General features: G+C 65.6%; 17 protein-coding genes. 7 read left to right on the forward strand and 10 right to left on the reverse strand.

What is annotated here, in order from left to right; genetic code table 11:
* Positions 1-51: 51 nt before the first annotated feature.
* The 5 genes from IE278_RS42785 to IE278_RS40510 all read right to left on the reverse strand — a co-directional run bounded on the left by IE278_RS42785 (position 52) and on the right by IE278_RS40510 (position 4,080).
* Positions 52-222 (reverse strand): hypothetical protein, encoded by a 171-nt coding sequence (locus IE278_RS42785; protein ID WP_246571690.1) that lies wholly within the window; start codon positions 220-222, stop codon positions 52-54.
* A 237-nt stretch (positions 223-459) separates the two neighbouring features.
* Entirely contained in the window at positions 460-636 is a 177-nt protein-coding gene (locus IE278_RS40495; protein ID WP_189780031.1) for a hypothetical protein, read from the reverse strand.
* A gap of 653 nt (positions 637-1,289) precedes the next feature.
* Positions 1,290-2,003 carry a ParA family protein gene (locus IE278_RS40500; protein WP_189780032.1) on the reverse strand — a complete coding sequence of 238 codons (714 nt, stop codon included), beginning with the start codon at positions 2,001-2,003 and terminating at the stop codon, positions 1,290-1,292.
* 173 nt (positions 2,004-2,176) lie between these two features.
* Positions 2,177-2,752, reverse strand: a complete 576-nt coding sequence (locus IE278_RS40505) for a helix-turn-helix domain-containing protein (RefSeq protein ID WP_246571693.1) — start codon at positions 2,750-2,752, stop codon at positions 2,177-2,179.
* A complete protein-coding gene (locus IE278_RS40510) occupies positions 2,749-4,080 on the reverse strand; it encodes a transcriptional regulator (protein ID WP_189780034.1) in 1,332 nt (443 codons plus the stop codon). The genes IE278_RS40505 and IE278_RS40510 overlap by 4 nt, the downstream gene beginning before the upstream one ends.
* A 1,019-nt stretch (positions 4,081-5,099) precedes the next feature.
* Here IE278_RS40510 and IE278_RS40515 point away from each other — a divergent pair.
* The 3 genes from IE278_RS40515 to IE278_RS40525 all read left to right on the forward strand — a co-directional run bounded on the left by IE278_RS40515 (position 5,100) and on the right by IE278_RS40525 (position 8,373).
* Positions 5,100-6,593 (forward strand): AAA family ATPase, encoded by a 1,494-nt coding sequence (locus tag IE278_RS40515; RefSeq protein ID WP_189780035.1) that lies wholly within the window; start codon positions 5,100-5,102, stop codon positions 6,591-6,593.
* Positions 6,593-7,468, forward strand: a complete 876-nt coding sequence (locus IE278_RS40520) for an HNH endonuclease (RefSeq protein WP_189780036.1) — start codon at positions 6,593-6,595, stop codon at positions 7,466-7,468. Before IE278_RS40515 ends, IE278_RS40520 begins: the two co-directional genes overlap by 1 nt.
* A gap of 140 nt (positions 7,469-7,608) precedes the next feature.
* Positions 7,609-8,373, forward strand: a complete 765-nt coding sequence (locus IE278_RS40525) for a transposase family protein (protein ID WP_189780037.1) — start codon at positions 7,609-7,611, stop codon at positions 8,371-8,373.
* A 35-nt stretch (positions 8,374-8,408) separates the two neighbouring features.
* Here IE278_RS40525 and IE278_RS40530 read toward each other — a convergent pair whose 3' ends face one another.
* A complete protein-coding gene (locus IE278_RS40530) occupies positions 8,409-10,280 on the reverse strand; it encodes a pentapeptide repeat-containing protein (RefSeq protein WP_246571696.1) in 1,872 nt (623 codons plus the stop codon).
* A 403-nt stretch (positions 10,281-10,683) separates the two neighbouring features.
* Here IE278_RS40530 and IE278_RS40535 point away from each other — a divergent pair, with 403 nt between their 5' ends.
* Entirely contained in the window at positions 10,684-11,616 is a 933-nt protein-coding gene (locus tag IE278_RS40535; protein ID WP_189780039.1) for a hypothetical protein, read from the forward strand.
* Between the two features lie 142 nt (positions 11,617-11,758).
* Complete coding sequence (locus IE278_RS40540) at positions 11,759-12,931, forward strand: tyrosine-type recombinase/integrase (protein ID WP_189780040.1); 1,173 nt, start codon at positions 11,759-11,761, stop codon at positions 12,929-12,931.
* Between the two features lie 18 nt (positions 12,932-12,949).
* On the opposite strand, the gene IE278_RS40545 is transcribed toward IE278_RS40540, so the two are convergent.
* Positions 12,950-13,417, reverse strand: a complete 468-nt coding sequence (locus IE278_RS40545) for a hypothetical protein (protein ID WP_189780041.1) — start codon at positions 13,415-13,417, stop codon at positions 12,950-12,952.
* A gap of 651 nt (positions 13,418-14,068) precedes the next feature.
* On the opposite strand from IE278_RS40545, the gene IE278_RS40550 reads away from it, so the two are divergent.
* Positions 14,069-14,488: a hypothetical protein gene (locus IE278_RS40550; RefSeq protein WP_189780044.1), complete on the forward strand. Its 420-nt coding sequence runs from the start codon at positions 14,069-14,071 to the stop codon at positions 14,486-14,488.
* 381 nt (positions 14,489-14,869) lie between these two features.
* Here the strand turns inward: IE278_RS40550 and IE278_RS40555 are convergent, their stop codons facing one another.
* The 3 genes from IE278_RS40555 to IE278_RS40565 all read right to left on the reverse strand — a co-directional run bounded on the left by IE278_RS40555 (position 14,870) and on the right by IE278_RS40565 (position 17,653).
* Positions 14,870-15,514, reverse strand: a complete 645-nt coding sequence (locus IE278_RS40555) for a hypothetical protein (protein WP_189780042.1) — start codon at positions 15,512-15,514, stop codon at positions 14,870-14,872.
* 86 nt (positions 15,515-15,600) lie between these two features.
* On the reverse strand, positions 15,601-15,798 hold the full coding sequence (locus IE278_RS40560) for a hypothetical protein (RefSeq protein ID WP_189780043.1): 198 nt from the start codon (positions 15,796-15,798) through the stop codon (positions 15,601-15,603).
* Between the two features lie 187 nt (positions 15,799-15,985).
* Entirely contained in the window at positions 15,986-17,653 is a 1,668-nt protein-coding gene (locus IE278_RS40565; protein WP_246571698.1) for an Eco57I restriction-modification methylase domain-containing protein, read from the reverse strand.
* 204 nt (positions 17,654-17,857) lie between these two features.
* Here IE278_RS40565 and IE278_RS40570 point away from each other — a divergent pair.
* A protein-coding gene (locus IE278_RS40570) for an IS5 family transposase (protein ID WP_189780045.1) occupies positions 17,858-18,657 on the forward strand; the annotation gives its coding sequence in 2 pieces (ribosomal slippage) (positions 17,858-18,206 and positions 18,206-18,657; 801 coding nt in all).
* Positions 18,658-18,729 lie beyond the last annotated feature (72 nt).

Raw genomic sequence — 18,729 nt, forward strand, 5'->3', positions numbered from 1 at the left:
ATCTCTCGACCGCTTCGCTTTGACTGCACCTGAGTCACACAGAAGATCGTGTTACGAGCTCTTAGCGCGAAGGTAGGTGTCGAGAGCGAGAGCGACGATGTCGCCGTGGGGGATGCCGGAGTCGGCGTTGTAGCGGCGGATGCGTCGTTGGAGTTGGAGTGCGTCGGGTACGGCGTAGTTGAGTTGGCCACGGTTGGTATGACGGCCGCTGAGGATCTCCAACGTGTCTGGGTGCGGGGAGTATGGGTCTTGTGGGTGGCTGGTTTGTGCTTCGAGTAGGTCGGCCAGTTCCCGTAGTTGGTGGGCGTGGTGGGTGAGGTCGGGCATGGGGTGCTCCGGTTGGGTCCACTATTCGAATAGTGGGCCGCCTATTGGCCTAGTGGACTATTGGAATAGTCGGGCGACGGGTGGCCGTGAACACGTGGTGCGTTCGCGGCCACCCGGGCGCAGTGTGGTGGGTCAGAACCCGCGGGTGGTGAGCCATTCGTCCAGGGCGACGGAGACGATGTCGCCGATGGGCAGGTGGTCGAGTTCGTTGTCCAGGGCGAAGCGTTTGATCCGTTTCTTCAGCTTCAGCGCTGCGGGGACCGAGGAGTCGAGGCTTTCGCGGGCGATGATGCGCTGGTTGAGGATCACGGCGGTTTCAGGGATGTTTGTGGGTCGGCCGGGGCCGTGGGTCCAGGGTGTTCCCTCGCTCGCTGTTGGTTGTGCTCGTGGGTCCTGCTCGTACCGCTGGCCTCGAACGTCGTCCCGCACAGGGAACGTCGTGCCGGGTGTCGGGGGAAGCGCTGCTGAATGGACCGCGACCTCGGCAGCCAGTGCTGGCGCTGGGTTCGTCCGGGTGTTCTGGGACGCTCCGCTCTGCGGAGGGTAGTCGGCAGGCTGCGCTTGCTCCGGGCCTGTCGCCGGAAGTCCGCTTGAGCCCAGATGTGCTTTGGGGCTGGCGGTGGCAGTGCCTGCCGGCTCGCGGGATACGGAGTCCTGCTCCGGGCTCCGCTCCACGACATACATGGGCGGCTGGACGGTCTGTGCTGCGGAGGACCGTCGTTCTGCAGCCGCTGCGTTGGTGTGGTCTTCGGCTTGGGGGTTGTCAGAGATTGCGGAGGCCGATGACCGCACCTGTGATGTGCCGCTTTGTGTGCTGTCTGCTGTCTGGGCGGTGGCTTGCTCCGCGGCGAACTGCTCGGGGGTGAGTTCGGCGGTCGGCGGGGGTGGAGGCGGAGCCGTCTTCTTGGCTGCTGCGCCCAGGGCGCGTCCTTTGGAGCGGGGCGGGGGTTTCATTCTGTCGGTCATGCGTTGAGCTCCTTCATGAGTGCGGTGTATTCGCTGAGTTCGGTGGGGATTTCGCCGAAGGCCTCCATGTAGTGGACCCAGGCGTGGATGACGGTGTCGGCGAGCGGGAACGGTTCGTCGCGGTCCGGGCCGATGCCCTCGCCCTTGACGGGCTGGAGCAGTTTGTCCTTGGCGGTGCGGGGGAGGCTGGTGCGGTCGTCGGTTTTGACGAGGACGACGTGGGCGGTGATGTCGCGGGTGTTGCGGGCGGCGGCGCGTTCGGCCTCGTCGAAGGTGGCGACGAGTTTGCGGCGTTCGATCTTGGTGGGGGCGACGGGCACGATCAGCCGGTTGGCCTCGGTGACGGCTTCGTGGAACAGCTTGGCGCTGCCGCCGCCGGCGTCGATGACGATCGCTGCGAACTCGGTGCGCTTGTCGCGGATGTACTCGGCGATGTCGTCGAAGGGGTAGCGCTCGATGACCAGGTTCTCGGGAATCTCGAAGCCTTCGGCCGCCGCGACCTTGTACCAGTCGTAGGCGGACTGGCTGGTGGCGTCCGCGTCGAGCAGCAGGGTGGGGAGGCCGAGGACGATGGCGTAGTAGAGGGCGATGAACCAGGCGGAGGTGGTCTTGCCGGTGCCGCCCTTGAGCATGCCGATGACGATGACGAAGGCATCCCAGGCAACGGCCGTGGTCTTGGCCAGGTTCTTGTGACGGGTGAGTTCATTCACGTGCGTGATCTCCTGAAAGTGAAAGGTGCACTGCAGTGCGGTGGGGTTGACGACGTCGACGTGGGGCGGCCTGCGGGGCACTGGGGGCGCTCGTGCCGCTTGACGAGTGTTGGGTTGATGCGCGCCAGCGCTGTGTTTGCCGCGGGCGGTGAAGATGACGAGGCTCGCGCTTCTCATGAGCGCCGCTTGGGCTGACGGGTGGGTCCGTGCCGGTGCGGGGGCCGCATTCGGGTTTTGGCGAGGTGCAGAAGCCGGTAGACGGTGGCGACGGAGTAATGGCACTCTTCGGCCAGTTCCGGCACCGAGGCTCCGGCCTCGTACCTCGCCCGCAAAGACACGGCGAGTTTCTTGCGCGCTGGAGCATCCGCGGCCGTGCGCATGCGTAGCGTCTGCTGTGTGGTGCGTGGGGTGCCGCCGGTTTCGATGAGTAGGCGGCGTGCGGCTCGCCGTGTTCCGGCTCCGGCTGCGGCCAGGTCGGTGAGGGTGGCGCCGTGTTTGTCGTAGAGGGTGCGCAGCCGGGCCGCCAGACGCCGACGGGCCTGTCCGTTTTCACGCAGTCGGCGGGTCTGCCAGGAGGTGCGCATCACCGTCCCGGCCGTCCGCAGCCGGTTGAGGACCGTGCCGTAGGACATTCCGCTTGTGGCGACGAGGTCGGCGACCGTGGCCCCGGCCTCGTACTGCTTGCGCAGCGCTTGAGGGGTGATCTCGTCTTCCTGGCCAGCGGCGGGTGGTTGGGGTTGTGGGTTCATGCGGCGGATTCCCATTCGCTGAGGGCTTGGGCGTGGGCTGCTGCCAGCTCGTCGTAACTGCGCTGGTCGGCTGGGGTGATGAGGATGAGGCGGCCGTCGGTGGCCACCCGCCAGTCCGCGGCGGGGCGTCCGGTCGCCGGGTCGAGGACGGACCCGTCCGGGGATCGCCATGGGATCGGGATTTCGTCGGCGCGCGGTGCCGGGACCAGGATCTGGCGGCCGTCGCGCACGATCACCACGGCTCTGCTGCGGTGCTCCGCGAGCCGTTCCAGCGCTTGGCGGTAGGCCGCGCGTTCAGCCATATGCAGGGCTTTGCGCTGGGCAGCTGTGCCCGCGGTGCCGTAGCCGTCGGCTAGATCGTCCCAGCCCTGCGTGAGGAGCCCCATTGGCCTCGGATCTGACGTGTGAGTGGGCAGCCCAATGCCTTGCAGGGCCTGCGGTGTCAGAGCCCAGGTCTGATCGGTCTGTCGGACGAGGTCGTGCAGAGCGAGGCGTCGCAGCGTTCGGTAGGTCGTGGCGCGGGAGACCGAGGACGAGCCGACCAACTCTTCGATGCTCTGTCCGGGGTGGAGGTGCAGGGCGCTGATGATCATCAGTGCGGAGCTGCCGAGGCCGTGGTGGGTGAAGGCGTCGTGGCCCATCAACCGCCCGATGACGGTGGAGTCGATGTCGGCTGCGGTGGCTGTCTCAGGGGTGGGCCACTCCTCAAGTGCCGGGTCGGGGGGGAACTGAGTGGTGCGGACATGAGACGGCGAAGAGGCGCGGCTGCAGCGGTTGTTGCCGTCGTTGAGGTACCAGGTCGAGCCTTCCCGGCCGTGGCCGGCTTGCAGGCGGCGCAGCCAGCCGCGCGGTTTGAGGATCAGTTCGTAGACGGCCCGCAGGGTGGTGCGGGAGATACCGGCTTCCTCGGCCGTCTGCCGTTCGCTGGCGTGGTGCAGGGGACCGCCCGCGATCTCGGCAAAGTTCAGATGCGCCCGCAGCACCCGCAGCGCGGTCCGTCCCCGCTCACCGCGCCAGGGCGTCGTTTCGATACGGTCCCGCAGCGCGACAAGGACTTCATACGCGTGATGACGGGATTCCACCCGGGTGCTCCCCTTGATGACGGACGAGGCGCTGGTCCACACCCGGTGGATGTACTCCAAGGCCTGCGGCTGTCCGGAGCGCAGCGCGATGTGGCGGGCGTGCCGGCCGCCTTCGTGCTCGGGGTGCAGCAGCAGTCGCGTCAGGTGGTCGGCGGTGCCGCCGGCGCGCGCCACGTGGCAGGCGATCGCCGCGGTGATCCGATGCCCGTGCTCGGCCGCGCCCTGGCGGTCTGAGCGAAGGGACACGGTTTGGCCGTCGGAGGCGAGTCTGCTGTAACTGCCTGCTGCGTAGCGGCCGGTGAGGTCTCCGAGGAGGAGCAGGTCGGCTGCGGCCGGGGGGAGTGCGGTGAGGCCGAGTGGTGGATTGTGAGGGTCTGTGGCTGGCTCTGGTTGGGTTTTTGCTGGCGGTGGAGTCTTCTGTGAGGGCTGCGGGGCCGGATGGCGGTATGGCATCGTGGAGTCGTCTCGCAAGGACGTGGACACCACGTGGGCCCGCTAAAACCACGCGTGGTGTCCGGAACCGACCTCCAATCGGTGCCGGCGAAGCCTCCAGGATTCCCGTCCTGGGGGCTTTCGTACGTCTGGCACCGGGCGGAGGCAGGCGTCCCCATCACAGCTCGACCGGGGCGGCACGGAGGGGCTGTAGAGGCTGCTGCGGCCGGGCCGACCCGGTCAACTCGGGCCGTGGGACAGGGGCTTCGGCAGAGGGATCACCTCTGGCTGCCTCTGAACGGCCCGGGTCGAACCGGGGTCGAATCAGCGCGTTTTCCTCTGACTGGCTCCGCTTACCTCTGCAACCTGTCCTAGCAGGTCACAGCCAATTCAGCCCCCGTAAGCCCAGGTCAGAAAGGTGCGCCAGAACTACCGGCCGAAGGGGCCGTGCCTCGTAGAACACCAGCTTCGCTTCGGCCGCGGGAACTCGGCTGGGGTAGACCGTGGGTGCGGTATCACGATGTCCCAGGTCTGGGACCATCCACGCAGGTGCGGGTGCGGCGACGACGTTCCTCGCCTGCCCGACGGTGGTGCGCCAGGTCGCAAAGGGTCAGGGCGGCCTGAACCACTACCAGGTCCGCAGCTGGATCGCCGGGCACAAGCACGTCACTCTGGCTATGTTCGCCCTGCCGTTCCTGGCCGTGGCCGCTGACGACGCGAGGGTGACCAGACCCTCCCGCGATGCGCCGAGTATCGAGGCGATTCGGTGATTGCTCCGGGCGAGGAGAAGTATCGGGCGGACGTGGTGCGACCGGTCCGGGTAGCGTGCGTGGGTGCTCTTCACGCAGATATCGCCGCGCCGTGTGCCTCCGAGGGAGGCACCGGGTGCGTTCCTTGTTCAGGACATGTGGGACGACTTCGGGTTCAAGACCAGTTTCACACTGTGGTGTTTCAACGGCTCACGGCAGATCGAGATCGGTATCTGCAAGGTTGCCTGCTACGGGATGGAATCGGGCAGGGTCGACCTCCCGCAGACGTTCGAGCGTCTCTCCGACCGGTACTTCTCGCTGGGGGTCGACGAAAGCTACTACACCCAGTTGCGTGACAAGTTCGACTCCAGCACGCGCGAGTCCATCCTCAGGACGTTGAAGGACGCCGCGTTCGATCCCCACCTCTTCGAGGTCGCTTCCGAAGAGGCGGTGATGACAACTTCGCTCTTGCGAGGCACGGAACCCGAGACGGTGACCGGCCAGTTCCACCGCATCGCGACCGGAGGGCCGACACGCTCCAAATTCGACATCGACTACCGCCAGCGCGTCTCGGAGCCCGATCGGTCGTGGATCCGCCTGGGCCTTGAAGTCGACCCCGATGCCATGCCGCCGACCAACGTGCACGCACTGATCGGCAGCAACGGTGTCGGCAAGACCCACGTCTTGGACACGCTCGCCCGCACAGTGCTTGGCGCGCGTCTTCAGCCGATTGATGGAAGTCGGCTCACCGACCGTGCGGGGAACTATGCCCATCCGTTCGCGAACCTGGTTTCTGTCGGGTTCAGCGCCTTCGACGCCCTTGAGCCGCTCGCCCCGACCCGGCATGTCGGCTACCAGTACGTCGGCCTGAAGAAGCGCGGGGAAAACAGCCTGAAAGGGCCATCCGAGCTCGGGCAGGAGTTCGCCGACAGCGCGAGCGCCTGCGTGTCCCAAGGCCCCGTACGCGAACAGCGCTGGCGTGAGGCCCTGGAGCGTTTGGAGGAGACCGACCCAATCTTCCAGGACCAGCGAATCGCTCTCCTCGCAGCCCCCGACGGTGAACGGCCCGACGCGAAGAGCGTCTTCGCCCCGTTGAGCTCGGGGCACAAGATTGTCCTTCTCACCCTGGCCAGACTGGTCGAGCACTGCACCGAGCGGACCCTGGTCCTGGTCGACGAGCCCGAGGCACACCTGCACCCGCCGTTGCTGTCGACTTTCATCCGGGTGCTGTCCGCACTGCTCCTGGACACCAACGGGGTCGCGCTCATCGCTACGCACTCGCCGGTGGTCCTCCAGGAGACACCGCGCCGCGCGGTGTGGGCGCTGCGCCGGGCGGGAAGCGACGTGGCGGTGGATCACCCCGAGATCGAGACGTTCGGGGAGAACGTGGGGGTCATCACCCGAGAGATCTTTGGTCTGGAAGTCACCCGCACCGGATTCCACGCCATGATCGAGCAGTTCGCGAGGGAGGGGTACACCTACGAGGACATTCTGGGCGCCTTCGACGACGCGCTGGGGGCAGAGGGCCGTGGGCTGGCCCGTGTGGCCGCTCGCCGGCACCGGGACGGGACGCGCTGATGCTGCACATCGACCGCCCGGTGCAGGAATCCGCCCGTGAAGTCTTCCAGCTCTGCACCAGCACCAAGGTCGGCCAGGTGCAGGGAAAGATTCTGTCGGGATACGAGGAGTCCATAGTCAAGGCGGCAGAGATCTTCGACGCGGCGTGCACCGCGTCTGCGCTGCATTCACTGGACCGCGGGGCGTTCGGCCCGAACCCGCCCGATAAGAATCACACCAAGGCGCTGATAAGGCTTTACGACCGGCGGCTGCGGGACAAGGAATACCCCGGGCGCCCGCTCTACGACCGGATCAGGAACGCTCCGGGCAAGTGCCCGTTGTGCGGGATCGGCCGCATCAAGCAGGTGGACCATCACCTGCCGAAAGCCCACTACCCCTTCCTGGCGGTGGCGCCCGACAATCTCATCCCTGTCTGCGCCGACTGCAATACCGTCAAGCTCGATCGCTTCCCAGCCACAGGGGGAGAGCAGAGCCTCCACCCCTATTACGACGACATCGAAGACCAGCTCTGGCTGCGCGCCGAACTCCTCGTCCAACCTGTCCCGGGGCCGCTCGATTGGCGGGTCCGCTACTTCGTGGACCCGCACCCCGCCTGGGGTGAGGACCTCGCCGACCGCGTGCGATTCCACTTCGATGCCTTCGAGCTGGACACGCTCTTCGCGAAGCAGTGCGCCGACGAACTCGTCACTGTCGGCGCGGCTCTGGAGGAGGTGTTCCTTGCTGGTGGGGCGGGGGACGTCCGTGCCGAGCTCGCAAGCTTGATGCGCTTTCGCAGCAAGCCCCGGCAGAACAACTGGATGGCGGCCCTGTACCGCGCGCTCGCCGACAGCCCCTGGTACTGCGAGGGCGGGTTCCGGGACATCGCTGCGGGGTGAAGACCGGTGCGGCACGGGCGCTCCGCGGTGAACGAGCCTGTTCCACTGCCGGACTGGCTTACTCGTTGGGCTGACAGCGCCAAGAAGCCCCTGGTAGATGGGTTTTCGACCAAGAGAACCGGATCCACCAAAGGCTTCGCGTGCTTATCTACCGCTCCGGCATCGACCTGTCCAGCTTCACCTTGCGCTTCCTGGCCGGCCAACTCCGCTCGCGGCATCGACGGCAGGGCACGCGGTGGCGGCGCCTGCCGCCGGGCCGCCAGGCACTGCTGGTCCTGGCCCACCTACGCAAGGGCGATACCTACGCCCAGCTCGCCGCAGGGTTCGGCATCGGCACCGCCACGGCCTACCGCTACATACGCGAGGCGATCGAAGTCCTGTCCGTCCTCGCCCCGACGCTCCAGCAGGCCATGGACGAGGCCCGACGTAAGGCGTTCCTGATCCTGGACGGCACGCTCCTGCCGATCGACCGGATCGCTGCCGACCGCCCGTACTACTCCGGGAAACACAAACGCCATGGAATGAACGTGCAGCTCATCGCCGATCCGCACGGCAAACTGCTGTGGGCCTCGCCTGCGTTGCCCGGTGCCACCCACGACCTGACCGCCGCCCGCACCCACGGGATCGTGGAGGCCCTGAGCACCACCGGGCTGACGACCTGGGCCGACCGCGCATACCAGGCGGCGGGGCGACACATCCGGGTGCCGATCCGTGGCCGGAAACTCAAGCGGTGGCAGCGCCACCACAACACAACCCACGCCAAGATCCGCTGCGTCGGCGAACAAGCCGTCGCCACGCTGAAGGGCTGGCGAGTCCTCCGCAAGATCCGATGCAGCACCAACCGGATCACCGACCTTGTCCGAGCCGTCCTCACCCTTCATCTGGCCAGGTCAACGCCAAGATGAAGTGCGCTCAGTGCCCTGACTACGGAGGCGCTGCGTCAGCGTTTGACGCGGCTGCGGATGGCAAGGACGGCCAAGCCCAGGAGGAGAGGCTCGGCCAGCCGGGAGAACATCTCGGTGTACGTACCGCGGGTGGTGAGGTCCTGGCCGGAAGAGCGGAAGACCACTGAGTTGATCACCACGCGCAGACTCTTCTCCCATCGTTCGGTGGTGACGCGTTCGATCAGCGGGCCGGTGGGATTGACCGGGTCGGGGGTATCGGTGGTGAGGGCGATGTTCTGCCCGGCAGTGACCTGGCGGCCGGTGGTAGTCGGTTTCGGGTCGTTGGCGGGCAGGCCCCACAGCATCATCACCGCGATCGTTGCGGCCATAGCTACCCCCAGCCAGGCCAGGGCACGGGTGGCGCGCAGCCCGTACCCGGATAGGGCCCAGTAGAGGCTCAGCAGCACTCGTTCCCCCCAAGGCCGGCTGGTGTCGTAACGGCGCATTTCGCATTCGCCGTAGTAGAAGTCGGCGGCGTCTGGCTCGTTCTTGCCGTCCTCCAGTGACTTGCGCAGTTGCCGGTACAGCGCCGCTACCGCAGCCGACTGCAACTCTGGGGTGTCCGGTGGCGGGCTTGTCCAGGCGCGGGCGGCAGTCCGGCCGGGGAGGCGGGCGGTGCGTTGCCGCCAGTGGTGCTCCTCGACCAGGGTGTTGCGCCGACTCCACCGCCAGGGGAAGCGTCGGCTCCAGCCGGCAGGAGTGATGGCGAAGGTACACCAGCCGTCGACTTTCAGCTGGTCGAGGTGGACGGCGCCGGCGAACCGGCACCTGCTCAGGTCGATGTCATGCAGTGCCAAATGCGCGGTATCCACCCCGCCCACCGACGCCATCCGCACGCCAGCTTGCAGACCGGACAACTCCGTTTCTGGCAGTAAGCGAGGCGAGCTGGGGCTGGGGTAAGTGGGCACGGGGAAAGGGGTAGGACGGGTGGCGGCCAGCACCGGGTACTCAAGAACCGCATCCCTCAGGTCCAGATCGGCGTAGCGCAGGTGCAGCGTGGCGGTTGACGCCCACCGGGTACGCACACAGCTCACCTGACGGGCAGCAATCTCCACCGTCACCGGCTGCTGGAACACCGCACGGTCGAACACCACCCGCATACCGCACACCAGCGGCCCTAGGTGCGAGGCTGCTTCAAATCGCGCTCCGTCGAACCAGGCATTTCCGGAGATGGACGCCCCAGCCAACCGAACGCTGTCGGAGAAAGAAGCATCGCCGAATCCGACGTCGCCCAAGAAAGACACATCATCGAACCAGGCGACTTCAGAGAAAGACGCTCTAGCGAACTGGGCAAGACTTGTGAAGGACGCCTCGCTGAACGAGGCGGTGCTGGCGAAGGACGCAAAGTTAAACAGGACGGTCTGGGAGAAGGACGCTCTGCTGAAGCGGACGGTGCTGGAGAAAGACACCCCTTTGAAGTCGGCTTCTCCGGAGAAGGACGCCTCCATGAACGAGGCGCCAGAGAAGGACGCCGCGCCGAATGAGGCTTCGCCGGAGAAGGACGCCTTACTGAACCCGGCTTCGCCGGAGAAGGACGCGAAGTGGAACCACGCATCGCCCGCGAAGGACGCCCAGTTGAACCGCGCATCGTTGGCGAAAGACACATCATCGAACCGGGCGGTGCCGGAAAAGGACGCCTTGTCGAACCAAGCGGTGCCGGAGAAAGACGCCCTGTCGAACCGGGCGGTGCCGGAGAAAGACGCCCTGTCGAACCGGGCAACGTTAATCTGAGGCTGGCCGGTGCTGGGGTCACGCAGGGCATTCAGTAACTGGTCCAAAAGCTCGGGGGTGAAGGTGGTGCCGCGATGGTCTATGTCAGTACCGGGAGTCACACGGGCCAGGTAGTCGTCGCGGTCGACGTCGGTCAAGTGTGCGAGGCATGCGGCGTGGCCGGATACATGGACGCCAAGGCAGCCGAGCGGTCTCTCTGGACTGGGGTCCTCGCCACAGTGCGGCCAGCTGGGCGGAGTCGGGGACGGTGGCATACCTAAAGGACGATTGAGCGGCGACCAGCGGTTGCGCAGGGCGACTCGTGGCCGCCGTACTGAAATCTTCGCTGCGGCGCTGAAGGACGTACTGCAAGGAATCATGCGCTACTGAGATTTTCGGTGCCGTCCGACAAACAGGACATCGGTCTACTAGCAAGTAGCCGACAACAACTGTGATTGTTGTCGGTAACCTCTCTCTCATCAAGTTCCAACCCACGGGGGACAGTTGAAGAACGGAACGAACAGCGCGGAACACCCGAACTCCCGGCCGGGGGTATCGACCGTGGCGGAGCAGCGGCCAAACCCGCGGCCCGACCTGGACTTCACCCCGGTACGCAACGGCATGGACTACCTTGCCAGCGCCGTGAAGAACTTGACCGAGGGCTCCACTCCCCCCAGCGACAGCGATCTCAAGTACGCCGTACTCCACCTCCAGGCCGCGACTGAGGTCCTACTCAAAGCACGGCTCGTGCGTGAGCATTGGAGCCTTGTCTTCAAGGAACCAGGTGGAGCGAGCTTGGAGACTTTCGAGAACGGCAAGTTCGAAAGCTGCACCATCGCTGCCACCATGGACCGACTCGACAAGATCGCCAAAGTATCGATCACCCCCGAGGAGCGCAAAGCGATCAAAGATCTGGCGGACGATCGGAATGCCCTCACCCACTACGGCCACACGGCGAACGCCTTCGCCGTTGAAGCCAGGGCGGCCCGAGTCTTTGGCTTCTTGCTGACGTTCATCCACCGTCAATTCAGGCCTGAGCTATCGCGCGATGGAGTTTGGGTCACAGAAGTCTGGGTTACAGAGGCCATGGATGCGCTCCGAACGAAGCTCAGCGGTATCGAGGCGCTGGTCAAAGACCGCATGAGGCGGTTGTCGGGAGAGCTCGCTCCCCTGGGTGACCGTACCGTCCAGTGCCCCGACTGCCGTCAATGGGCGCTCGTTCTAAGTGAGGCCGGTCAAGACCGTGGCCCGAATGCGCGGATGAGGCCTCCTTCGTGCCGCTTCTGCCTCCGGCAGTGGGGGGACCCCATCGCCGCTGCGGCCAACTATGAATTGGCAGTCCTTGGTGAGGGCAATTTCGGGCAGCTCGATTGCCCCACATGTGAGTTTCGCACGCTAGTTATCGGGGCCAACACGTCTGATAACAAGACTGCGGACATGGGGATTTGCTTCAACTGCGCTGAGGTAGTCGAACGGAAGAGTGCACGCCAGTGAGGAACTCGCACCTGGCCGGGCAGTTGGCCGAGGACCAGACTCCTGCGGGGGCAACCAATGATCAAATGGGGATGCTCTCGGTGCTGCTGGACAGCTACCAGGGTGAATCCGGGCGGGTCTCTAAGGAAGACGCTGCGCCGGCATGAGCCTGCGCGAGACGGACGAGATTCTTGACGCCGAACTTGTCGGGGAGGGGGAGCTGGTTCCCCTCCCCGAAGAGGCTGGGCGTCCGCTCGTTGGCGCGCACACAGTACTGTTCCCCGGCGAGGAGATCCCCACCAGTCACGATCCGCGTACGACGTATACGGAGCGAGACCTGTACGTCAGCGAGGAGACTGCCAAGGCCATCAGGGAGGCCAAGGACGAGGGTTCGCCCCAGCGTCGTACCGCTATGGGCCTGTTCGAGGTGTGGTGTGCGAAGCAGGGGAGAGTGTCGGAGCCGTGCACGACGGCGACGTACACCGAGTACGGGCGTCACCTGATGGCGCGGGGACTCAAGGTCACCACGATCCGGCACTACATGTCGCTGATCCGGACGTCCATGCCGCCCGGGAAGAAGCCGGACAACAGCCTGTTCCTGCTGCTCCTGACGCATTACCGGAAGAAGAACAAACGGGCGCTGCGCCGCAAGGAAGCGTTCCCCATCACGCTGCCGTACCTGGTGCCGATGATGGAGAAGGCGGAGGCGGCCGACCGGCCGATCGGCTGGCGGGACTCGGCGATGTTCGCCTTCGGGTACCGGTTCCTTGGCCGCAGTGTCGAGGACGTCGACCTGGAGCTCGAGGACGTGACCATCCTTGACGACCGGGTGCTCGTGTGGCTCGCCGAGGACAAGACCCACAAGGGCGAGGAGCAGACCCTCGTCCTTCATGACCGGCCGGACCTCAACCTGGTCTTCCGGTTGCGTCGCTGGGTTGGCTACCTCGCCGAGCAGGGGATCACCACCGGCCCCATGTTCCGGGAGGTCCTACGGAGCGGCAAGGTGGCGTCGCCAGAGACTCGGGCGAGGCGGGGGGCCACCAAGCGCGGTGCCCACCTACGCCCGCAGACCGTGAACGAGCGCGTGAAGCTGTGGTTCTCGGGTGCCGGGCTCAAGACCGACGGCCGCCCGGTGTCCTCGCACAGCCTTCGGGCCGGCGGCGCCACCGACCTCGGCATGAACGGTGCGACGGACGAAGAACTTGAAGAAGCCGGGCGATGGAAGAAGGGCTCGCGCATCCCTCGGGAGAGGTACGTGCGCCCGACCAAGGACGCTAACAGGGACCCGTCTAGTAAGGTCCCGGTGCATGATCCGACAGCACCGGTGCAGGAGTGACCCGACAGAACGTCGAGTTCACCGGGCAATAGCGAGGTGAGCGGCTACCTCTGCGAAGTCGGCGAGGGCTGGTGGAGCTGGCTCGGAGCGAGTCTTTTCGAAGGCCTCGCGGGCTCGGTTGGCGACGAGAGCTGCAAGGTCCTCCGGCGCACCGTCAATAGTCATCGTGGTTGTCAGCAGGATGGCCGGACGAGCACCGGGGGCTGGGTCGAAAACCTCAACCACAGCGAGAGAACCAACAGCATTCCTGGCAACGAAATCGGAGAGGAGGTCGGGCTCAAAGAGCTCCTTGGTCCGCCACTGTTCGACGGGTACGCGGAGCCAGATCTCATAGCGAGGTGCCAAGTCCCACACGAGCCAAAGCAGCTCCGGCTGAACGGTTTCCGACCGGTTAACCAGTGCGCTGGTTGGCCGACCGTCCCATGCGGATAGCGTGGTGACACTGGTGCCGGGCTGGGCCGCATATCGGTTCACAAACGAAGTCACAGGTCCTCCTCCCTTGAAGTCGCGAAGCACTCATCAAACGCTGCGGCGGCCGCATCCGGCCACGGACTCGTGGCGCCCTTCAGCATCACTGATACATGTCCAGTGTGACGGCTGCTGAACACGCAAAAACCGGCCTCACGCAGCCGGGCTGCCGTGGTGTGTCGAACCCTGTCGCTTGGAGTGGCCTGACGGCGAGCTACTCGCCTGGTGGCATCATCGGCAGTCAGCGGACCCTCCCACAGGCTAAGAGCCCAGTAGCCCTCAGGTCGATCTTTGAACCATGCAGTGCCGTATTGGGAGAGGATTTTTTCAGGCGGAATGTCATCCAGATCCTCGCCGGGTGGATCATGCGAAGTCCACATCGTCACTCCCGTCAGCGAGCGCTCCTGCTTTGAGTGTCGTCCAAGCTCCGGACAAAAGCGCTCTGGCTACGCGTTAACGTCACTCGGTTGAGTGATCATTGGGGACCGGCACCCAGGTGCTGACCCGAGATGAGGACGTCGGCATCCGGGCGTACCTATGGGTGGTTGAGGAGAAAACCGCAGATCAGGCCGGTGTCTCGTGAGGACGAGACGCTAAAGGGCTGGGTCGCGCACTGTTCGACGGCTGTCCCGCCTGGGACGGTTTTCCCCTTCGTGGAAGGCAGTGCGCATGACCGCCACCTCTTGGACCCCGAAGCTCACCAACGTCGCTGGCGGCGACGGCACGACCGGCACAGGCCGGTACGTCGACGCGAACGGGGTCTGCACGTTCACTGCGCAGATCAACGCGAAGAAGGAGACCGCGTCGGCCTCCAGCGCCGGCTTCGGCCTGACCCTGCCGATACCGGCCGCGGCCGGCGTCCGCTACACGTTCCAGGTCAGCCTCGACGGCCGCGACGCTGACAATGGCATCTGGACCGGTGAGGCGGTCGTCTACGCCGGATCGGACGGCGCGAAGATCGACCGCATCCGGGTTACCGGCGCCTCGAACGGCGCCGCGGTGCTGAATGCGGATCACCTGTACGGCGACGTCGAGGGGGCCGCGGAGGCGGAGATCATCACCGTCACTGGCTCGTACCCGACCGCCTGACCTACAGGCACCCCACGACCGCGGGGCTGACGGACACGTTCCGTCGGCCCTGCGGGCTTTTCGCGTCCGGGTCTGGTCCGCAGACCTTTCGAGGGCCTACGACGTCAGTCGTGGGGAGTCTGGGGAGTGGCGTGCACCGGGCCGGCGAGCTGCGCAACGAGTCGGACGAGGTGAAGGACAGGTTCCGCGCCGCGGATAACGAGGCGCATGAGGCCGTAGCTGCGTTGCGCGCGCGGGAGGCGCAGGACAATACGGAGCAGGACGACACGGAGTAGTCCGCCGGAACAGCCGCACCCGCAGCTGCTGCGCCGCTACCGTGACAAGTAGAAGGGCCCGATACCGCATCCCCCGTCGGTACCGGGCCCTCCGTCCGTGCTCCCGTCAGTTGCCTGTCGTCCTGGTCAATCGGCGGCTCGTCCGGCTGCGCAGGCGTGCCCACCGAGACGCGCGGGGTTCGGTTACCGCCACTACGACTTGCCCGAAGGCTGCGAGTGCCTCCTCGAGCCTGGCCGTGTCTTCGATGCCCCCCACGGCAACCAGCAGTTCGTTTGTCGTCACCACAACGCGCTCATCCGCATGGCGCAGGAAGGGGGCTGCGGCTTCGTGGACCCGGACCATGGGCCCCCGCAGAGCGGCCAGGGCGGCCTTGTTGGCGTGGATCTCGCGCAAGCCGATCTTCGCGGCCGCGCCGCCGGCGGCCGCGAACATCTGCCGGTCGGTTCCCCCGAAGACTCGTACGCGCGCCCCCTCACCAACCGCCGCGAAGGCTGCCAGTGCCACGAATCGCGCCTGCTCCCAGGGGCGCTCCCACAAACGGTGGTTGAGGTCCGCCGATGCCCTGATATCGGCAACAGCGACAATCAGAGCATCGGCTTGCTCGCGGAAAACGGCCAGTTCAACCTGGTGGTCGGCGCGGTCACGCGACCAGTTCGTCAGGCGCCAGATCACCAGACCACTACCGAGAGCGATGACACCGTTGACGATGGTGTCCATTTGCCCTGCCAGGGCTTCGAGGAGCGTGTTCACGGCGGCAGCCTCCCGGGACCGTGATCAGCCGGGAAGGGCTGTTGCCTGATGAGGGCGGAATCAGGACAGTCCTGTTGCGAACGAGGTCACTCGGCGTAATCGTGTTGGACCCGGTCGGCGACAGCGCGCGCGGTGACGGTCTCGACGGCTTGCTCGAGGGCGGCAAGGAACGAGTCCGCGGAAGCGTCGAGGCTGCGTCCGGCGGTCGCCGCGGCGCGCTGCACCTTGCCGCGCTCGGCGGCCGTCAGGGGCACGGAGAGCGTCGGAGAGTGGGCGAGGTTCATGCGCGGACGGTACCAGCGTCCTGCGGGCCGTCAGCGGTGCCGCCGCCGACGCACAGTAGGTCGACCTGCAGGTGCAGGCGTGCCCGGCGCACGAGCGCGCGGTTCTTCCTGAGGCACGTGCGCTTTTCCCCCCCCCCGGGGGCGGTGAATGGGCCAGGGAGGGAACGTTTGACGTGTGGGACTCTTCTCAGCCGAGTAGCTCGGTGACCAGTAGATCCAGTTCCTCGGCGTCGGGGGAGCTGAGGAGGAAGTCGCGCAGGGTGCGCCGGATCTGGATGTAGCTCTTGCCGTCCTCGAACTTCAGCTCCGCGATCCGCTGAGATTCGATCTCACCGATCTCCGCGATTCGTGCATGCTTGGCGTCGGTAGGGTCGAAGTCCGGGATGGGTAGCTCCCATACGGCCTTGTCGATGTCTCGCTCGTCCTTGCCGTAGGACATAAGAGGGCGCACAGCTTCAGTGGTATAGGGCGAGTTGAGCACCGCAAGTAGATACACGCCCTCCTGCCGCGTGGCGACGGTTCCCCAGTACAACTTGTGCTCGATGACCGCATTCGGGTCGTCCACCAGCGCCGCCGTAACATACATTCCGGAAGCCCCGTAGACCACCCGCAGGGGTGCACCGGGAAGCTGCTCGGTCAGCCCCCTACGGAAGTCAAGCCTCTCACTCAGCGAGAGTCGTTCGCTGGAGCGCTTGTCATCCCAGAGTCGTTCGGCGTCGCGCCACCATTTTGCTAGGTCCGGGTACCGGTCAAGGTGGTCATGCCCACCGTTCATCAGGGTTTTCGTTCCCTCGATGGGCAGAACGGCCTTATCGGCACCCATGATCCGGTATGGGACGACGTGCTCGCCGAGAAGGATGGGCCGGACGAACTGCTTTTCGACCGATCCCTCCCGGTCAGGGAGTTCCTTCCATGGCTTCTTCTCTAGGGTGCTGCGCTGTGAGCGGACCGAGATTCGACCGCCGCCGAGACCGAGGGGACTGGCAGCCTGCTCCTTAACGAAGAAGAGCACCTTCGGGAAGATGGTTGCCCCGTTCATGAACCGCTCCCGGTACGGCGAACTGATCAGGCCTTCCTTGGGGTAGCGCAGCTCACCCGCTTTCCGGGTGATCCAACCCTTGGCGTGGTCCCAACGAGCGGCGCTCTTGGGGATCTTCCCGGTCCAGATCTCGGTCTGCCTGGGAAGCGCGACGGCGTTGTTGCCCTGTTCTCCGATGCCGAGCGAGCGGCGGTGCCCGAAAACGACGGCGGCGGCGCGGGGAAAGAAGTGCGGCCGCAGCCGGCGCAGGTCCCAGGAGCCGGTGAAGTTGACCTTGACGGGGTGGTCAGGGTCAGCCCAATCTCCGCTGCGGAAGCCGGTCCAATAGGGGCGATCTAGCACGGGATTGGGCACAACGAAAGCGAACGAACCGTCCACGCGCAGGTACTGCTGGACCGCGCGGGCAATGAATAGTCCCGACAGATCCTGGTGGGTGGCGACCTCGAACCCCTTCCACAGACCCCGGGCTTGCATCATCGCTTTGAAGGTCTTTTGCATGTACTCGGGCATGTGCCGGTAGGACAGCCAGGGCGGATTGCCGACGAGAACGTCAACACGGTTCTCGGCGCGGGACAGCCACATTGGGCGGGCCAGGTTTCGCACGTAGTAGGACCAGATGTGGTTGCGGCCCTCGTCGACCAGGTCGCATAGGACGCGGAAGTTCTCTGTCAGCTCGTCCCGGTCATCCGCGTCGGAGACTCCATGCCGGTTGAAGAGGGCAGTTAGGGCGGGCAACTTGCCCTGACTCCGGTGCGGGTCGGCTGCTTTGTCAGCTAGCTCGTTGACGATCGCGTCGAAGCGGCTGGGATCCTGCAACAAAGCTTCGGAAAAGCGCAGTTCGTTGGTGAAGAGCTGGTTGCCTGTGCCGGTCTGGATGACGAGGTGGCCGTGGTCGATGAGGTCGGTGCGCTGGTCCCACTGGAGGCTGTCGCCCAGGTAGACGGGGACACTTATCGGGCCGCGCTCCTCAGAGATAAGAGATCATCTCATTTGGCTAGCTAGACTTGTGGTGTGTCGAAGATCGTTGAGCGGCTGGTGCCGGACGAGCTGTGGGAGCTGTTCCAGCGAGTGGTTCCGGAGGCGCCGTCGCGGCCGCAGGGTGGCGGCCGGCGTCGGCACGGCGACCGTGAAGTACTGGCTGCGATCGTCTTCGTGGCGACCTCAGGCTGCACGTGGCAGCAGGTGCCGGCCGCCTCGTTCGGCCCGTCGGGCGCGACGGCCCACCGGCGGTTCACCGAGTGGACCAAGGCCCGGGTGTGGGCCAGACTCCACCGCCTGGTCCTCGATGAACTCGGATCGCGCGGGGAACTGGACTGGTCCCGTTGCGCGATCGACTCGGTCAACATGCGGGCCCTGAAAAGGGGGAGCTGACAGGTCCGAATCCTGTGGACCGGGGCAAGTACGGGTCAAAGATCCACTTGATCACGGAGCGGACAGGCCTGCCCCTGTCCATCGGTATCTCGGGCGCTAACACGCACGACAGCCAGGCACCGATCCCTCTTGTGAAGGGCATCCCGCCGATCCGCTCGCGCCGCGGCCCCCGACGGCGCAGACCCCGAAAACTCCATGCGGACAAGGGGTACGACTACAATCACCTGCGACGATGGCTGTCCAGCCGGGGCATCCGACATCGCATCGCCCGCAGAGGTATCGAGTCCTCTACCCATCTGGGCCGGCACCGCTGGACCATAGAACGCACGATGTCCTGGCTCGCAGGATGCCGCCGACTGCACCGCCGCTACGAACGCAGAGCCGATCACTTCCTAGCCTTCACCAGCATCGCCTGCACCCTCATCTGCTACCGCAGGCTGGCCAAATGAGATGACTTCTTACTGAGGTTTTCGTTAGTTCTGTGGGTGCAGGTGCTTGGGTGGTGTGAGGATTTGGCTGTG

Origin of the sequence: Streptomyces tauricus, from assembly GCF_014650955.1 — a bacterium.
GTDB lineage: Bacteria > Actinomycetota > Actinomycetes > Streptomycetales > Streptomycetaceae > Streptomyces > Streptomyces tauricus.